This is a genomic window from Streptomyces montanus, from assembly GCF_005786655.1.
In the GTDB taxonomy this organism is placed as follows: Bacteria; Actinomycetota; Actinomycetes; order Streptomycetales; family Streptomycetaceae; genus Streptomyces; species Streptomyces sporangiiformans.
This window is the reverse complement of the sequence record NZ_VBZC01000006.1, coordinates 15,344-31,649: the sequence shown is the minus strand read 5'-3', so window position 1 is coordinate 31,649 and position 16,306 is coordinate 15,344. Positions and strand designations below refer to the sequence as shown.

Genomic DNA, 16,306 nt, shown 5'->3' with positions numbered 1-16,306 from the left:
GTTCAGGTTCTCTGTGGACGCGAACGAACTTCCGCCGCCGTCCGGTTTCGACCTGGGGCACGTGGACGTCTCGGGCAGCGAGGGGCAGGCGAGCTCCCGGGACCACACCCCCGACCAGGCCATGATGATCTACCTGTCCGTGACCTTGCTCCTGGACGGCCTGCGGCGGTTTCTCTCCGGTCGGGCCCGCACCTACGCGTCCTCGGCCGTCGACTCGTCGTTCTCGCTGGACTTCAGGCGCGAGAAGCGCGGGACGATCTCCACGAGCCACCAGGGATCGCCCGTGGACCGGTCGTCCGCCGAAGATGTCGCCGCGGCGGTCTTCGACGCCGCCGAGGAATTCGCGCGGACCCACCTGGGCGAGCTCCCGGCCGACGACGCGGGCCGAACGGATCTGGAGCAGTCGCTGGCCGAGTTCAGGAGATTCCTGGACCAACTGGACTGACGGATCCCGCCAGCCGCGCCAGCCGCGTGTGGACGTCCTGGAGCGCGCCCGCGCGGCGGCCCGGCACGCGGGCGCGCAACTCGGCCAGGGCGGAGCCCAGTTCGCGGGCCAGGCCCGCGTCGGTGACGCGGCCCCACTGGTGGTGGGCCCGGTCGACGGCCGCCTCGACGGCGGGGGCGTCGGGCGCCTGGCCCGCGCGGAGCCGTACGTCGGCCACCGTCAGCCAGGTCCGGCAGCTGCGTACGGCGTCGCCGGCGAACATGGCCAGGTCCGCTCGTACTTCCATCCAGTGAATGACCTCGTCACTGCCCGGCCCGAACGTACGCAACGCGGCCTGCTCCCACTGCGCGGCCAGCGCGGACGCCTCGTCGTGCCGCCCTGCCTGGACGGCGGCGGTGATCCCGGCATGGGGGTCGGCCGGCGTGGACACCACCGGATCGACCGCCAGCACCAAGTCCCGCTGTGCGCTTCGCGGTTCCTCACCGATCGCCCGCGTGAGCGCCTGATGATGAAGCTGCGCCGGCGGCGGACGGTGGCCGCTGCGCAGGATCGTGGCGAGGGACTTCATATACGTCGGTGTCGCGACCGTACGTCTCGGCGGAGGCGGTGCGATCCGGCCGTACAGCCGGACCCCCGGCCCGACGTCGAGCGGCTGGGTGCCCAGGTGCTGCCACGTCTCCGCGTCGGCGTGCAGGTCGACGAACACCGTGGTGCCGCCCGGCGCGCGCAGCCGCAGCTCCTCGCGGATCCAGTGCCAGGGGAAACCGGTGTAGCGGACGGTCGACGGGGTCGTACGGGCCAGCGCCAGGTGCGGAAGCCGCTGGCGGCGGTCGAGTTGGAGCTGGCCGGTGAGGAAGACCGTGAGCGGGCCGGGGGCCGTCGCCGCGGCGCGCAGCCGCGTCAGGACCGCCTGGGGCTCCAACGGGTCTGCCAGTTCGACCACGTTCGCGGTGTCCGCCCCGGAGAGCACGGCGGGCGCCACCGCCGCGAGCACGGGAAGCACCGATGCCGCGTCCACGAGACATCCCTTGCCCACCGGCGAAGCCGCGAGCAACAGCACGGTTCCAGGCATCGTTCCCGCCCCCTCCCCATCGTTCGCCACTGCAGCACCGTAACCGCTGCGCGTGCAAAGCGGGGTCACGGGATGCCCCCGGGCGTGCGAACGGAGCCCGCCGAAAGCCCACCCCCTACCTGTCGGTACGTGTGACCATGGGTGTGCCTGTGACGCATGAGGTACTTGAGGTATCAGAAGGTCAGCAAAGGAACAGGACATGACCCACCCTGTCCCCCACACCCCCGCCACCGCTGCCGACGCCCCCACCACCGACACCACCCCCTCCGCCGCCCATCTCCTCGTGGTGGACGACGAAGACGGGGTCCGTGGCATGCTCACGATGGCCATGGAATTCCTCGGCTTCGAGGTGACCTGCGCCGCCACCGGCCGGCAGGCCCTCCGGGCCGTCACGCGCCGCGCCCCCGATCTCGTACTGCTCGACGTCAACCTCCCCGACGTCGACGGCTTCGAGGTCTGCCGGACCCTGCGCCAACGGGGCCTCACCGTGCCGGTGCTGTTCATCACCGGCCGCAGCGACGTCGACGACCGGGTGCGCGGACTCGATCTGGGCGGCGACGACTTCGTCACCAAGCCGTTCGAACTGAAGGAGGTGGCGGCCCGGGTCCGTGCCCTGCTGCGCCGCACCGCCGAACGGCCCGTGCAGCGCCGCCACTTGAGCGCCGGGCGTATACGGCTCGACCCCGACGCGCACCAGGTCTGGGCGGACGGGAAGCCCGTCCGGCTCACCCCCACCGAGTTCGCCCTGCTGCGCTATCTGATGGAGAACTCCGGCCGGGTGCTGTCCCGCGCCCAGATCCAGGAACGCGTCTGGAACCACCGCGACGAGAGCTCCGGCATCGTGGACACCGGCGTCTACTACCTGCGCCGGAAGCTGGACGACCGGGGCCAGTCGCTCATACGGACCGTCCGGGGTGTGGGCTATCTGCTGTGCGCGGACTGAACGCCGTCGACGCCACCCCCGCAGAGTGAGGAACCCTGAGGAAATCCTGATGTTGTTCGGAGCGATTCCGGATCCGCGCTCGATTTACTGAGCGCATGTCGTCCTTAAGGAACAAAGTCGCCGCCGCCCTCGGCTCCGCGGTCGTCCTGGCCGCCGCCGTCGTCGCCACCCCCGGCACCGCCATGGCCGAGGAGAGTCCGACCGTCGCCCAGCTCCTCGAGAAGTGCAACAACGGCACGGACAGGTGCGAGTTCCACGTCGAGTCGGTCGACAAGTATCTCGGCCCCGAGCAGCGCGTCACCTCCGACGCCTTCAACTGCACCAGCGTCGACCAGAACATCTCCAAGACGTGGTCGGACACCACGACGACCGGCACCTCGACGACGCAGACCATCGAGTTCGGCGGGGCCTTCGAGGCCTTCACCGCCGGATTCAGCAGCGCCACCGGCAAGACCTGGGAGAAGTCCCACACCGAGTCGCGCACCGAGAGCCTGTGGATCGCCCCGCGCAAGAAGGGCTGGCTCACCCACCGGGCGCACAAGGTCAAGGCGCACGGCTACTACCAGCTCAACTTCGGCGAGCGCTTCTACGGCCACTACATCTGGTACGTCAACGACGTGACGATGACCGGCATCGACCCCGACAACACGTACGGCGAGAGCCCGGTGTTCCGCGAGCGCGCCGTGGGCTCCGGCGGCTGCTGAGACACGCGGCACGGCGGTCGCGGCGTCCGCCGCGACCGCCGGCGGGCCCGGCCGCACCCCGACTTGCCGGCCGGGGCCCCCAGGTGTGCCCTGGAGGCAGGGGCGAGGAGAGAGGAGTGCTCTCATGGCTCAAGCGGCACCCGCACGACGCGAACTCCCCCGCGCCCCGCGACCGAGCACCGGACGGCCGCACGTCAGCCCCCTGCGGCTCGCGGCACCCGTACTCGGCGGCGTCGTCTACGGGCTGTGGGCCTGTGCGATCGGACGCGACTCGGGCCCCATCACCGGCTGGAACGTCCTGCTGGGCGTGGTGTCGGGGATCGCCTTCATCGCGGTCTACCTCGGTCTGCGCGTGATCGGCCCGCGCCTGCGCCGTGAGCCGCGCGCCTGCGCGTGGGCGGCGTTCGCGGGCATCTCCCTCGGCTTCCTCTACAGCCTCACCGGCGAGAGCGTCCTCAAGTCCTCGGTCATCGCGTGCGTGGTCGCGGCGGCGGTGTTCGGGGCCGTGTTCTACCGGCTCTACACGACGGAGGACTGACCGCGCCGGGGCGAGCGTCCAGCGGCGCCCGCGCGGCATGCCTGAGGCCCCGGCTCTCCCAAGCCGGGGCCTCAGGTTCGTGCGGGCGACCCGGTTCACCCACGGTTCCCCGTCCGGGCCTGCCCGCTCCCTCCCGGGATGATCGACCTGTGCCCCCAGAACCAGGAAACACCCGTTCGGGTGAACCCTCCACTGGAGGCGGGAGCCGCGGCCGCAGCGACCACAGAACTAGGACAAAAAGCCCAGGACGCGGCCGCCGCCGAAACCTACGATGAGTTTGCTCCCCGGCCGGGGTCTACCTCTCAGCCAGCTCGCACCGAATCCGAGCTACCGCACAGCGACGTCGCACAAGCATTCGCAAGGACTGGATGGGGCGGACATGAAAAGCGAACATCTGGCCGGACCGGCCATCGAGACCGCAGGCCTGGTGAAGACCTTCGGCGACAACCGCGCCGTCGACGGCGTGGACCTGCGGATCGAGGCCGGCACGGTGTACGGCCTGCTCGGGCCGAACGGCGCGGGCAAGACCACCACCGTGCGCATGCTGGCGACCCTGCTGCGCCCCGACGGCGGCGAGGCCCACGTCTTCGGTCATGACGTCGTGCGCGAGGCGGACGCGGTCCGCAGCCGGGTCAGCCTCACCGGGCAGTACGCCTCGGTCGACGAGGACCTGACCGGCACCGAGAACCTCGTCCTGCTGGCCCGCCTGACGGGCCACGCCAAGAAGGCCTCGTACGACCGCGCGGCCCAGCTCCTCGACGCCTTCGGCCTGTCGGACGCGGCGGGCCGCCAGGTGAAGAACTACTCGGGCGGTATGCGGCGCCGTATCGACATCGCCGCGTCCATCCTCAACACCCCGGACCTGCTGTTCCTGGACGAGCCGACGACGGGCCTGGACCCGCGCAGCCGCAACCAGGTCTGGGAGATCGTACGAGCGGTCGTCGCCCAGGGCACGACGGTCCTGCTCACGACCCAGTACCTCGACGAGGCCGACCAGTTGGCATCCCGGATCGCCGTCATCGACAACGGCAGGGTCATCGCCGAGGGCACCAAGGGCGAGTTGAAGGCCTCGGTCGGCGCGGGCGCCGTGCACGTACGGCTGCGGGACGCGCACCGGCGCCCCGAGGCCGAGCGGCTGCTCCGGCAGACCCTGGACGCAGACGTACAGCTGGAAGCGGACCCGGTGGCCCTCACGGCCCGGGTGGGCAACGGAGTGGCGAACAGCCAGGGCGCGTCCGAGAAGGCCTCCCGCGCTCTCGCCGAACTCGCCCACGCGGGCATCACCGTCGACAACTTCTCGCTGGGACAGCCGAGTCTGGACGAGGTGTTCCTGGCCCTCACCGGCAGCACGACCGAGCACGAGCAGGCGAAGGAGGCCACGGCATGAGCACCGCGACGCCGACCACGGAGACCAGGGAGACCGGCGAGCTCGCCCCGGTCCGCACCGAAAGCCTGGCCGAGCTGCTCGTCTCCCGGGAGCGGCCGCCCCGCCCGAACGCGCTGCGGACGTCCCTGACGTTCGGCTGGCGGGCGATGCTCAAGATCAAGCACGTACCCGAACAGCTCTTCGATGTGACGGCGTTCCCGATCATGATGGTGCTGATGTACACGTACCTGTTCGGTGGCGCCCTCGCGGGCTCGCCGCGCGAGTACATCCAGTACCTGCTGCCCGGCATCCTCGTCATGTCCGTCACCATGATCACGATGTACACGGGCCTCGCGGTCAACATCGACATCGAGAAGGGCGTCTTCGACCGCTTCCGCTCCCTCCCCATCTGGCGCCCGTCGACGATGGTCGGCTATCTGCTCGGTGACGCCCTGCGCTACACGATCGCGTCGATCGTGATGCTCACGGTCGGCCTGATCATGGGCTTCCGTCCGGACGGCGGCTTCTCGGGAGTCGTGGCGGGCGTGGCGCTGCTGATCGTCTTCTGCTTCGCCTTCTCCTGGGTGTGGACGATGCTCGGTCTGCTGCTGCGCACGGAAAAGGCCGTGATGAGCGTCAGCATGATGGTGCTGTTCCCGCTGACCTTCCTCAGCGACATCTTCGTCCGCCCCGAGACAATGCCGGGCTGGCTCCAGGCCTTCGTCAACAACAACCCGGTCACGCATGTCGCCTCGGCGGTCCGCGACCTGATGGCCGGCTCCTGGCCGGGCGGGGAGATCGCGTGGTCGCTGGGCTGGGCCGGGCTGTTCGTGGCGGTCTTCGGCCCGGTGACGATGCGGCTCTACAACCGCAAGTAGGCGCCAGGCGGCGCGGCTCCGCACCGCCTGCTCGCCCCCCGGAAGAACGTAATCCACGTCCGGATGCAGTCACCCCGGCCGTCCTCCGCTGGCGGAGCGCGCGGCCGGGGCTCCTGCTGGAAGGGTGCGGAAAGTCCTCTCGGCGGTGCTGATCGTCCTCGGCTGCCTCCTCCTGCCGCTCGGCGGGCTCTCGGCGTGGGCGACGTACGAGATCGGCGACACCGGGCGGTACGTCGCCACGATGGGACCCCTCGCCGCCGGGCCCGACGTGCGGCGCGCGGTCACGGACACGGTCACCGACGGGATCATGTCGGAGGTCGAGGCCGGGCCCCTCGAGGACGAGGTCCGCGTCTTCGTGCGCAAGGCGGTGCGGTCCTTCACCGGCACGCCGGCCTTCCGCACCGCCTGGGACTCCGCGAACCGCGCCACCCACGACGCCGTACTGCGCGCCCTGCGCGGCGACCGCGATACCGCCGTCACCCTCGACCTGGCCCCCCTCACCGAGCGGCTCAAGGACCGGCTGGCCGACGACCACGTGCCGCTGGCGCACAGCATCCCCGTCGCGCGCGCCAAGATCACGGTCATCGAGGCCCGGGAAGTCGCCACGCTCCGGAAAGGGTTCGACGTGCTGGAGATCACGGGTTTCTGGCTCCCGGTCGCGGCGGTCGCGCTGGCCGTCGGCGGCATCCTTCTCGCGGTACGCCGCCGCCGGGCCGTCATGGCGACGGCGCTGGGCCTGGCCCTGGGCGCCGCGCTGCTCGCGCTGGCGACCGCGGTCGGCCGCGAGCTGGCCCTCGGCGACCTCCCGCCGCACGTCTCCCGCACCGCGGCGGGCGCGGTCTACGACGCCCTCACGTCCACGCTCCGTACGGCGACCTGGGTCATCCTCGCGCTGGGCCTCACGGTGGCGGCGACGACATGGCTCATGGGCCGCTACGTGCGACATCGCGGAGGATCCGCAGGGCCACCCTCAGCTCCGGCACCGGAACAGACGCGAGCCCAAGCCTGACGGCGTCCGCCGGGGACACGGAGGGGCGGTCTCCCGGGGTCGCCGTGCGCGGGGACAAGGGCCGGTCTCCCGGGGGCTCCGCGCCGGGGGACAGGGGTGGGGAGATGGGCGGAGACAGGGGCGGTGACGGTGGTGACAAGGGTGGGGACATGGGCGGGGACATGGGCGGGCAGCTTCTTCCCGAGCCCGCCCTGCGCCTCGGTTCCACGGCGAACGCCGGACCCGGCGTGACCGCGACCCCGCGCGCCGCTGCCGCCGCCGCGAACGTGTCCGCGCGCCACGGCTGCGGCAGCTCCCACCAGACGTAGTACGCGTACGGATCGGCCCGTACGGCGAACTCGCCCAGCCACTCCTCGACGACCCGCTGCCGCGCGTGCGCGTCCGCCCGCTTGGCCGCGACGAGCCTCTCGACGGTTCCGTCCCCGATCCACCGCACAGCGGCCTCCAACGCGAACCGCCCCGCGGTCCAGCCCCCGGAGCGCAGGGCCTCGGCGACCGCGTCCACCCGCCCCTTCGGCACGACGAGGAAACCGACGGTGAGCCCGGGGGCGACCCGCTTGGACAGGCCGTCGACGAGAAACGTGCGCTCGGGAGCGTAGGAAGCGAAGGGGGTGGGGCCCTCCTTGCCGTCCCGCAGAAAGGACCAGATCCGGTCCTCGACGACGGGCAGGTCCAACGCCCGCACCACCCCCGCCAGTTCGCGCCGTCTCCCGTCCCCCATGGTCACGGAGGTGGGATTGTGGAGGGTCGGCTGGACGTACACGGCGGACAGCGGCGCCGCACGATGGGCGGCGACCACGGCAGCGGGCTTCACCCCCTCCCCATCCATCGGGAGCGGTACGAGTGTGACCCCGATCCGCCGCGCGATCTCCTTGACCAGCGGATACGTCAGCGCCTCGACGCCCACCCGGCCTCCCGGCCGTACGATCGCGGCGAGCACGCCGGCGATGGCCTGGCGCGCGTTGCCCGCGAAGAGAAGCCGCTCCGGGGCGGGCCGCCACCCCGGACCGCCCAGCAGCCCGGCGACCGCCTCGCGCGCGGCGGCCGTGCCGGTGGCGGGAGCCGTACGCGTGGCCTCCGCCAGCACATCGGGCCGCAGCAGCGGCGCGAGCCCCGCTGCGAGCAGTTCGGACTGCCCCTCCGCGACGGGATAGTTGAGCTCCAGATTGATACGGGGCTCGGCAAGCCCGTCCTCGCCCTCTCCCTCTCCTTCGGCCCCCGCCTCCGCCAGGGCCCGCCCCGACGGCACGGGCGACGCCCGTACGAACGTCCCCCGCCCGACCTCGCCGACCACCAGCCCGCGCCGCACCAACTCCGCGTACACGCGCCCGGCCGTGGACCCGGCGATACGGCGCCGTCGCGCGAACACGCGCTGCGGCGGCAGGCGTTCACCGGGCTTGAGCCGCCCGGAGAGGATCTCCTCGGCCAGCCGGTCGGCGATCCGCCGATAGTCCTCCACGCGAACATCTCTCCTTGCATTGCACCGAGGGCAAAGATTTTATTGCACCGAGGAGCCGAGTCACTTTAGTGTCCACTCATGGCACCCTTCCTCGCATACGAGGACAAAGGCACGAAAGCCTCAACGCCCCTGCCTCTTGTCCTGATCCATGGCCACCCCTTCGACCACACGATGTGGGTGCCCCAGATGGCCGCCTTCTCCCCGGCCCGCCGGGTGATCACCCCTGACCTGCGCGGCTACGGCGCGTCGCCGGTCGTCCCGGGGGTGACCCCGCTCTCCACGTTCGCCGAGGACATCGCGGCCCTCCTGGACAGCCTGGGCGTGGACCGCTTCATCCTCGGCGGGCTGTCGATGGGCGGCCAGATCGTCATGGAGTGCTACCGCCAGTTCCCGGAGCGCATCCACGGCCTGATCCTGGCCGACACCTTCCCCGCCCCGGAGACCCCGGCCGGCAAGAAGTCCCGGGGCGAGATGGCGGACCGGCTCCTTCGGGAAGGCATGCGGGGGTACGCGGACGAGGTCCTCCACAAGATGGTCGCGCCGTACGCCGATGCCGACGTGGCCGCGCACGTCCACCGCATGATGACCGGCACGCCCCCCGAGGGCGCGGCCGCCGCCCTCCGCGGCCGCGCGGAACGCCCCGACTACCGCGATCTCCTGACCCGGGTCGGGGTCCCTTCCCTGGTCGTGGTCGGCGAGGACGACGCCTACACCCCGGTGTCGGACGCACGGGCCATGCACGAGGCACTCCCCGGCTCGACGCTCCGGATCATCGCCCGGGCAGCCCATATGCCGAACCTGGAACGCCCGGACGAGTTCAACGAGGCGCTGGCCGCCTTCTTGAAGCAGGCCGACTCGTCATCCTGAGAGCCGAGTTGGGACGAGCCGGGGCGAGCGGGGCGGATCGCGAGCCCCGTTTCATTTTTGGCCTCATTTTGTTCACCTGCCGATCATCTGCGAATTTCGGTAATCGCTTGTGACCGTCGAGAACTGGCCATAAGCTCGCGAGTCAACGAGGGGCCCGCCCGGCCAGGGGCGCGACCATTCCCCTCGTCTCGAAACGGGGAAACGGGGAACACATTCATGCGTGCATGGAAGAGATCTGCCGCGCTGCTTTCGCCGCTCGCTCTAGGCGTCGTCCTTTTGGGACCGGCACCGGTGGCTTCGGCCGACGAGGTCGGCCCGATGCACCACATCACTTGCTCGTGGGTGAAGCGGGTCGGAACGCCTTGGGCTCCGAACAGCGTGACGGTGAAGGGTTTCGTCCAGGTCGACTGCTCGGACAAGCTGGACGACGCCAACACACAGGCGCACATTCAGATTTACGACGGCTCGTGGAAGGACCGCGGCGACCCGATCGTCAGCCACAACACAGGTCCCCGCATCCACGTGAACGACGACACCCTGAAGCGGCCGGGGACCTGGAAGTACCGCACCAAGGGCACACACTTCGGGCAGCACGGCAACATATGGACGCTTCCCACCTACTACTCTCCGGTCCGCACGCTGACACGACACCACTAGGAACGCGATGAGACACATGACGGCCGATGCGCGCGACCTCATGGTCACAGCTCAGGAGGTCGCCAGGCTTCGAGACGCAGTGGAACTCGAAGTCAGAGATGTCGCGTTGGCCGCACTGGTCCTCCACTTCCTCCGCGCTCCGGAGGAAGTGGAGGACTCGGGCACGGCGTCGCTCTCACCGGAGCAGTTGCCGATGACCGATGAAGTGCGGGAGATCATGACGACCGGAGACGGCGATCTCCGAAGTCTTGACCTGGTCGAACTCGCGCGGCGCGAAGAGTCCGAATTCTCCGAGTACTTGGGACCCGTATGGCGGGCAATAAAAGGTTACTGACTTCGCTCGCCCTGTCGCTCTGTGCGGTTTCGGTTTCGGTTGCGGTCGCGGGATGCTCCGCAGCATCAGCCGAATCCACCAAACGGTCAATGGCCGAGGAATTGAAGGCGACCGGGTGGGTCGAAGAGCCAGTGGTCGACGGTATGGAATCCCAAATCCGGGACATTCGCCCGACGGCATGCCAGGACCTGTTCGACCTGCTCGACAGGGCCGACGGCGCCGAGGCGCGCTCCTTCGGATTCCGTAATTCCAAAACCGGGTCCTATCTTTTGGCCATCGATCACCCTGATGTCCCGGACCCGGGCAGCCTCTCGTCCCACCTGAGGGAAGCCGCGGAAGCCTGCCCTCGTCTCACCATGGGATATGACTCGACGTCGCTGGCGTATGACGTCTCGGTGGCCGACCTCCGGTCGGGCAGGACCGAGATACGCCTCAACGGAGCCGAGCAGATCGGCGGACAGCAGGGTGAGCGGGTGGTCGACATGATCGTGACCGGCGTGAACACGGATTCCGGCGGACGGCTGATACGCGTCATGAGCAGCGACGCGGGTATCGGCGCGACGGAGGAGAAGGCCGCCGAGGCCGCCGCGGTCCATCCCTGAAGCGTCGTCGGCGCCGTCGATCGGCAACCGTCCCACCGCCTGCCCCGTCTTTGAGGGAGGATCCGGGTGAACGGAAGGCATGGACTTTGGGCAGTGCTACGGCAGAGACGGACGAGTGGATCGACGACGACCCGGCGACCCGGCGCCCCGGCCAGAGGGGAGGCGCCTGGTTCGCCGGGCTCCTGCTGCTCGGCGTCAGCGCCGTCGTGGGGTGCCGGATCGCCGACACCGACGGCATCACCCCCGTACCTCAACTCCTCGCGTTCCTGCCCTGGCTGCTCGCCCCCACCACAGCCGCCCTCCTCCTCGCCGCCCTCACCCGCTGGCGCCTCGGACTGGTCTGGGCCGTGGCCGCACTCGCGGCGATCGCCTGGTTCATCGAGCCGTACGGCAAGACGGCCGAGGCGAAGGGCACCCCACTCGTGGAACTGCGCGTGCTCACGTCGAACGTGGAGTTCGGGCAGGCCACCGATGACCTGATCAAGGCCGTCCGGAGCGAACGCCCGGACCTCGTCTTCGTCGAGGAGTGCGAGGAACTCTGCGCGGACAAGCTGAGGCAGGCCTTCGGACCGAAGGACGCGCAGGACACGCGGGACACGCGGGACACGCGGGACACGCGGGACACGCAGGACACCCAAAACGCGCAGGACACGGAGAGCGCGAAGGACACGTACCCCTACCGGCAGGCCGTGCCGGGCAACGGCTCCGACGGGTCCCTCATCCTCAGCCGGTACCCCCTCAAGCCCGCCGCCGGCGTGAAGGGCACCATGGGGATGCCGGGCGCGACAGCGGATGTGAAGGGCAACGAGATCCGCCTCCAACTCGCCCACCCCATGCCCCCGCTCCCGGCCCACCTGGACGACTGGCGCAAGGAACTCGGCGCGCTGCGCGACTACGCGGCCGCCGACCGGACCCGCCCCACCATCCTCGCGGGCGACTTCAACGCCTCCCAGGACCACGCCGCGTTCCGCCGCATCCTGGACACGGGCCTGCGCGACGGCGCCCGCCTCGCCGGACACGCCCGCACACCGAGCTGGCCGGCCAGAACGGCCCCGGCCCTGGGCGCCCAGATCGACCACGTCCTCGTCTCGCGGGACTTCTCGGCCAACAGCGCCCGCTTCCTGGACCTCGAGAACACGGACCACCGCTCCCTCATCGTGGACCTGACCCTCCACGAACGCACCTGAGAACGCGACATGGGCCGCCCCTGTGCAGGAGGGACGGCCCACGTCAGTGGGGGGTGGCGCGTGGCGAACCAGGACTACGGACCACGGATTCGAACTTCGGACTTCGAACTGCGGACTTCGGACTTCGGGAACTACCCGGCCTGGTTCACCTTCTGCAGGGCCTTCGCGAGACCGTTGGCCCACAGCCGCTCGACCTCGGAGCGCTCGCTGGCGTCGGGGTTCGCGTTGGTGCAGGACGGGCCGGGGCCGCCGCCCGACATGAGCTCGCTGCACGGGCCCTCGTAGTGGTCCGGCAGACCGAGCACATGGCCGGTCTCGTGGGCGGTCACGCGGTTGGAGTCGTACTCCTTGTTCTGCGCGTAGTCGAGGAAGATGTAGCCGCCGCCGTGGCCGTCCGTGGAGGCGTACGAGCCGCGCGCGTCGTCGCCCTCGCGGTACTCGAAGTCCGCGTTGGAGCCCGACTGGAGCTGCACGTTCGCCACCGCGCCGTTCCAGATCTCGGTGGAACGGGCTATCTGCGCGCTGAAGGTGGGCGCGTCGGACGCGTCGTAGGTGACGGTGACCGCGGCGGCGCGCGGGTTCGCGGCCCGCTTCTCGGCCACGGACTTCAGCACGGCCTCGAAGAACGCCTTGTTGGCCTTGGCCTCCTCGGACGAGCCGTGGTAGCCGGCCACCGGAGCGGCGGCCGGAGCCGCTGGGGCGGCCGAGGCCGGTACCGCGCCGAAAGCGCCGGCCGCGAGGCCGAGACCTATCGCGGTCGACACCACAGCCCGGGACTTGGGCAGGGACAGTCGCATGATGACTCCTCGTGTGGGGGGTGAAGTCGTCATCGGTGAGTGTCGACGCCTGTGCGGCGGCTGTGATGATGGCAACCGGCGATAGGACGCGGCTATCACTCGGGCACAGATCGGTCATCAGTCAGGCACCACTCCGCCCGTCCGTGGTTACCGGTCAGTCGGAATCGGTCGCTCCTCTGCACCAACTCGCCCACTTCGGATGGGATTTGTGCGTCTGGTGTGGCCGGACAGGCCGTCCTAGGCTCACCGCATGGAGCTTGAGGTCAGGCACCTCCGTGCGCTGTGCGCCATAGCCGACACCGGCAGCCTGCACCGCGCCGCACGCCAACTCGGCGTCGCCCAGCCTTCGTTGAGCACCCAGCTGCGCCGGATCGAACAGGAGCTGGGCGGGGCGCTGTTCACCCGTGAACGCACCGGCTGCCGCCCGACCGCGCTCGGCCGCGTCGTCCTCGGCCGGGCCCGCCCCCTGGTGGCCGAAATGCGCTCGCTGGTCTCCGAGGCCAGGGCCGCCGCCGCGGACGGACCCCAGCTGCGCATCGGCTCCACCGCGAGCCGGGCCCTCGCGGGCTGGCTGCGCCGCCTGCGCGCCCGCAGCCAGGAGCCGATCCTCCAGATGGACGTCTCCGCGAACGCGCTGCTCCGCATGCTCGCCGACGGCCAGCTCGACATCGCCTTCGTGCACGAGGTGGAGGGCAGCCCGCTGCGCATCCCGGACGGGTTGCGGCTGCGCGTCCTGGTCGAACGGGAGCCCCAGTTCGTCTCACTGCCGACGGACCACCCGGCGGCCGCGCGCCCCGTGGTCCGCCTCGCCGAGCTGGCCCATGACCGCTGGATGGTCGACCCGACCGTCGACGGCGAGTGGGACGCCGTCCACCGGATGCTCCGCTCGGCCGGCCTCAGCCCCCGCATCCTGCACGGCGACTACCACACCGCCGCCTCACTCGTCGCCACCGGCGAGGTCGTCACGGTCTGCCAGCCGACCTGTCTGTCCCGTTCCGAGATGGCGGTACGCCGCATCCAGGGCGACCCCCTCGGCGTACGCCTGCTCCTCGCGGCGCGTACGCAGGCGGACCTGGACTCCGTCTACCCGGACCTGGAGGAGGCGTACTGGGAGACGGCACGGCAGTCGCCCGGCTATCGGGAGTGGCTGAAAAAGAGAGGCGCCCCTCCGGAGAGGGACGCCCCCATGTACGTACACGTCAGCACATGACGTACGGCTGACGCCGCTTACGCCTCGCGCCTCACACGCCCACGTCGGACCCGTCCTTGCGCCACACCGCGACCACGGACGGGCGGACGATCTTGCCCTTCCCGTCGGGCCAGGCACTCGCGGGCTTCTCGACGGTCGCGCCGTCGATCTCACCCGGGTGCTGGACGGAGACCACGACCCGGCGGTCCTGGACGATCGGACCGCAGGTCTCCGCACCGTTCGGCATGGTCAGGAACTGCTTCAGCTCACCGCGCCGCTCGCCGCGCGTCGCGACGCCGAACAGACCGTCGTGCGAGCCGAGCTGGTTGCCGTCGGTGGAGATCCACAGGTTGCCGTACGAGTCGAAGTTCACGTTGTCCGGGCAGGAGATCGGGCTGACCTTGTCCTTCGGGAAGCCCGCGAAGTACGTGGCCGGGTCCGCCGGGTCGCCCGCGACGAGGAACAGCGACCAGCCGAAGGTCTTGCTCTCCGGGCGGTTGCGGCCCTCGGTGAGCTCCAGGATGTGGCCGTGCTTGTTGGCGTTGCGCGGGTTGGCCTCGTCCGCCTTGGCGTTCGTACCGACACCGCGGTTGCTGTTGTTGGTCAGGGCGACGTAGACCTTGCCGGTGTGCGGGGACGGCTGGATGTCCTCGGGCCGGTCCATCTTGGTCGCGCCGACCTTGTCACCGGCGAGCCGCGTGAAGACGAAGACCTCCTCCGCCGTCATACCGTCCACGTGTGAGACGGCGCCGTCGGCGGTGGCTGTGGCCAGCGGAATCCACTCGCCGCTGCCGTCGAACTCGCCGTCGGACGGGAGCTTCCCGGTGCCGTCGATCTCGGCGGCCGGAGAGTCTCCGGTCAGCTTGGCGACGTAGAGGGTGCCCTCGTCGAGGAGGGAGAGGTTGTGCTCGCGTACGGCCCGGGAGTGGCCCGTCTTCATCCGCTTGCTGCCGACGAACTTGTAGAAGTAGTCGAAGCGCTCGTCGTCACCGGTGTAGGCGACGGGACGGCCGTCCGCCGTGAGGCGGATGGTCGCGCCCTCGTGCTTGAAGCGGCCGAGAGCGGTGTGCTTGCGGGGAGTGGAGGTGGGGTCGTACGGGTCGAGCTCGACGACGTAGCCGAAGCGGTGGACCTCGTTCGGCTCCTGGGCCACGTCGAACCGCTTGTCGAAACGCTCCCACTTGCGCTCGGAGGCGCCGGTGCCGATGCCGTACCGCTTGTCCGTCGCCCGGCTGCTGTTGGCGAAGTACTGGTTGAAGTTCTCCTCGCCGTGCAGCGTGGTGCCCCAGGGGGTCTCGCCGCCCGCGCAGTTGTTGAGCGTGCCGAGGACCTTGGTGCCGGTCGGGTCGGCGGAGGTCTTGAGGAGGTCGGAGCCGGCGGCCGGGCCGGTGATCCGGAACTCGGTGGTCGCGGTGACACGGCGGTTGAGGGGGTGGCGCGGGACGGCAGTGAGCTTGCCGCTCTTCCGCTCCTCCTCCACCACGACGACGGACAGGCCGTGGGCCGCCCAGGCGATCTCGGCCTGCTCGCGCGTCGGGTTCGCGGCGTCGTATCCCTTGAACATCAGGATCTCGTCCGTGTACTCGTGGTTCGCCACCAGCAGCTGGCGGCCGCGCTCGCCCGGCAGCGGGATCAGGGCGAGGAAGTCGTTGTTGTAGCCGAACTGGCCCGCCTGCGCCTTGGCGGTCTGCTGGTCCGGGTCGAAGGCCGGGGCGCCGCGGAGGATGGGCTCGCCCCAGCGGATGACCACGTTCTGGCCGTAGCCCTCGGGAACGGACACGGCATCGGCCGTGTTCGGCGCGACCGGAGTGAACCGCAGACCGCGCGCCCCCTTGCCGCTCTTGTACGTCTCCGGAACCGCCGGAACCGCGTCGGTCGTCTGAGCGGGGGCCTGCGCGGCGGCGGAGCCGACGGCCGCACCCCCTGCCGCGGCGGTGACCGTCACCACGGCGGCGGCCCGCATCATGGAGCGGCGGCTGAGCGCACCGGCGATGATGTCGCCGACGTACTCGTTGGCGCTGGTGTTGGGCACCTCGTGAAAGCAGGCGTCACCACAGCGGAATCGACAGGTCATCGCGGAACGGCCGCCCGGGTGCGAGCCGGTCGAGCCGATCAGAGGCAGCAGGTTGCGCACGGTCTCTCCCCTATTTCTGGATCGAGCGTGACGCTAGGGGCAGACGGGCTCGGGGACACAGCCGCCGAGTGAACGAGGAGTGAACGCGAGGGATCCGACGGGGAGTTGGAGTCGGCGCCGACGCC

General features: G+C 70.4%; 17 protein-coding genes. 13 read left to right on the top strand and 4 right to left on the bottom strand.

Annotated features, from left to right (window positions below):
- Positions 1–13 precede the first annotated feature (13 nt).
- On the top strand, positions 14–445 hold the full coding sequence (locus tag FE633_RS06590) for a hypothetical protein (RefSeq protein ID WP_246113465.1): 432 nt from the start codon (positions 14–16) through the stop codon (positions 443–445).
- Here FE633_RS06590 and FE633_RS06585 read toward each other — a convergent pair.
- Positions 417–1,517, bottom strand: coding sequence for a hypothetical protein (locus tag FE633_RS06585; protein WP_138044155.1), 1,101 nt, complete (start codon positions 1,515–1,517; stop codon positions 417–419). The two genes, FE633_RS06590 and FE633_RS06585, sit on opposite strands and share 29 nt — an antisense overlap.
- A 199-nt stretch (positions 1,518–1,716) precedes the next feature.
- Between FE633_RS06585 and FE633_RS06580 the strand changes: the two genes are divergently transcribed.
- The 6 genes from FE633_RS06580 (at position 1,717) to FE633_RS06555 (ending at position 6,955) form a co-directional block, all read left to right on the top strand.
- Complete coding sequence (locus FE633_RS06580; RefSeq protein ID WP_171059832.1) at positions 1,717–2,460, top strand: response regulator transcription factor; 744 nt, start codon at positions 1,717–1,719, stop codon at positions 2,458–2,460.
- Between the two features lie 95 nt (positions 2,461–2,555).
- Positions 2,556–3,164, top strand: a complete 609-nt coding sequence (locus FE633_RS06575; RefSeq protein WP_138044154.1) for a hypothetical protein — start codon at positions 2,556–2,558, stop codon at positions 3,162–3,164.
- A gap of 124 nt (positions 3,165–3,288) precedes the next feature.
- A complete protein-coding gene (locus FE633_RS06570) occupies positions 3,289–3,702 on the top strand; it encodes a hypothetical protein (protein ID WP_246113464.1) in 414 nt (137 codons plus the stop codon).
- 379 nt (positions 3,703–4,081) lie between these two features.
- Positions 4,082–5,089 (top strand): ATP-binding cassette domain-containing protein, encoded by a 1,008-nt coding sequence (locus FE633_RS06565; protein ID WP_138044153.1) that lies wholly within the window; start codon positions 4,082–4,084, stop codon positions 5,087–5,089.
- Positions 5,086–5,946 (top strand): ABC transporter permease, encoded by an 861-nt coding sequence (locus tag FE633_RS06560; protein ID WP_138044152.1) that lies wholly within the window; start codon positions 5,086–5,088, stop codon positions 5,944–5,946. The genes FE633_RS06565 and FE633_RS06560 overlap by 4 nt, the downstream gene beginning before the upstream one ends.
- Positions 5,947–6,070: 124 nt before the next feature.
- Positions 6,071–6,955 (top strand): hypothetical protein, encoded by an 885-nt coding sequence (locus tag FE633_RS06555; protein ID WP_246113463.1) that lies wholly within the window; start codon positions 6,071–6,073, stop codon positions 6,953–6,955.
- On the opposite strand, the gene FE633_RS06550 is transcribed toward FE633_RS06555, so the two are convergent.
- Positions 6,870–8,414 (bottom strand): aminotransferase-like domain-containing protein, encoded by a 1,545-nt coding sequence (locus FE633_RS06550; protein ID WP_138044150.1) that lies wholly within the window; start codon positions 8,412–8,414, stop codon positions 6,870–6,872. The genes FE633_RS06555 and FE633_RS06550 overlap by 86 nt on opposite strands.
- Positions 8,415–8,492: 78 nt before the next feature.
- On the opposite strand from FE633_RS06550, the gene FE633_RS06545 reads away from it, so the two are divergent.
- The 5 genes from FE633_RS06545 (at position 8,493) to FE633_RS06525 (ending at position 12,061) form a co-directional block, all read left to right on the top strand.
- A complete protein-coding gene (locus FE633_RS06545; RefSeq protein ID WP_138044149.1) occupies positions 8,493–9,281 on the top strand; it encodes an alpha/beta fold hydrolase in 789 nt (262 codons plus the stop codon).
- A 318-nt stretch (positions 9,282–9,599) separates the two neighbouring features.
- Complete coding sequence (locus FE633_RS06540) at positions 9,600–9,938, top strand: hypothetical protein (RefSeq protein ID WP_138044148.1); 339 nt, start codon at positions 9,600–9,602, stop codon at positions 9,936–9,938.
- 16 nt (positions 9,939–9,954) lie between these two features.
- Positions 9,955–10,272, top strand: a complete 318-nt coding sequence (locus FE633_RS06535) for a hypothetical protein (RefSeq protein WP_138044147.1) — start codon at positions 9,955–9,957, stop codon at positions 10,270–10,272.
- On the top strand, positions 10,248–10,874 hold the full coding sequence (locus FE633_RS06530; RefSeq protein WP_138044146.1) for a hypothetical protein: 627 nt from the start codon (positions 10,248–10,250) through the stop codon (positions 10,872–10,874). The genes FE633_RS06535 and FE633_RS06530 overlap by 25 nt, the downstream gene beginning before the upstream one ends.
- 86 nt (positions 10,875–10,960) lie before the next feature.
- Positions 10,961–12,061, top strand: a complete 1,101-nt coding sequence (locus FE633_RS06525) for an endonuclease/exonuclease/phosphatase family protein (RefSeq protein WP_138044145.1) — start codon at positions 10,961–10,963, stop codon at positions 12,059–12,061.
- Between the two features lie 131 nt (positions 12,062–12,192).
- Here the strand turns inward: FE633_RS06525 and snpA are convergent, their stop codons facing one another.
- Positions 12,193–12,858: a snapalysin gene (gene snpA, locus FE633_RS06520; protein WP_138044144.1), complete on the bottom strand. Its 666-nt coding sequence runs from the start codon at positions 12,856–12,858 to the stop codon at positions 12,193–12,195.
- 250 nt (positions 12,859–13,108) lie between these two features.
- Between snpA and FE633_RS06515 the strand changes: the two genes are divergently transcribed.
- Positions 13,109–14,068, top strand: a complete 960-nt coding sequence (locus FE633_RS06515) for a LysR family transcriptional regulator (RefSeq protein WP_138044143.1) — start codon at positions 13,109–13,111, stop codon at positions 14,066–14,068.
- Between the two features lie 31 nt (positions 14,069–14,099).
- Here the strand turns inward: FE633_RS06515 and FE633_RS06510 are convergent, their stop codons facing one another.
- The gene (locus FE633_RS06510; RefSeq protein ID WP_138044142.1) at positions 14,100–16,181 is read right to left on the bottom strand and encodes a PhoX family protein; all 2,082 of its coding nucleotides are present in this window, start codon (positions 16,179–16,181) and stop codon (positions 14,100–14,102) included.
- Positions 16,182–16,306: the final 125 nt, after the last annotated feature.

Bases quoted from the DNA above. Each gene is read 5' to 3' on its own strand.
- FE633_RS06535 (WP_138044147.1), top strand. From the start codon at position 9,955: ATGACGGCCGATGCGCGCGACCTCATGGTCACAGCTCAGGAGGTCGCC.
- FE633_RS06540 (WP_138044148.1), top strand. From the start codon at position 9,600: ATGCACCACATCACTTGCTCGTGGGTGAAGCGGGTCGGAACGCCTTGG.
- FE633_RS06575 (WP_138044154.1), top strand. From the start codon at position 2,556: ATGTCGTCCTTAAGGAACAAAGTCGCCGCCGCCCTCGGCTCCGCGGTC.
- FE633_RS06570 (WP_246113464.1), top strand. From the start codon at position 3,289: ATGGCTCAAGCGGCACCCGCACGACGCGAACTCCCCCGCGCCCCGCGA.
- FE633_RS06560 (WP_138044152.1), top strand. From the start codon at position 5,086: ATGAGCACCGCGACGCCGACCACGGAGACCAGGGAGACCGGCGAGCTC.
- FE633_RS06545 (WP_138044149.1), top strand. From the start codon at position 8,493: ATGGCACCCTTCCTCGCATACGAGGACAAAGGCACGAAAGCCTCAACG.
- FE633_RS06530 (WP_138044146.1), top strand. From the start codon at position 10,248: ATGGCGGGCAATAAAAGGTTACTGACTTCGCTCGCCCTGTCGCTCTGT.
- FE633_RS06565 (WP_138044153.1), top strand. From the start codon at position 4,082: ATGAAAAGCGAACATCTGGCCGGACCGGCCATCGAGACCGCAGGCCTG.
- FE633_RS06515 (WP_138044143.1), top strand. From the start codon at position 13,109: ATGGAGCTTGAGGTCAGGCACCTCCGTGCGCTGTGCGCCATAGCCGAC.
- FE633_RS06580 (WP_171059832.1), top strand. From the start codon at position 1,717: ATGACCCACCCTGTCCCCCACACCCCCGCCACCGCTGCCGACGCCCCC.
- snpA (WP_138044144.1), bottom strand. From the start codon at position 12,858: ATGCGACTGTCCCTGCCCAAGTCCCGGGCTGTGGTGTCGACCGCGATA.
- FE633_RS06585 (WP_138044155.1), bottom strand. From the start codon at position 1,517: ATGCCTGGAACCGTGCTGTTGCTCGCGGCTTCGCCGGTGGGCAAGGGA.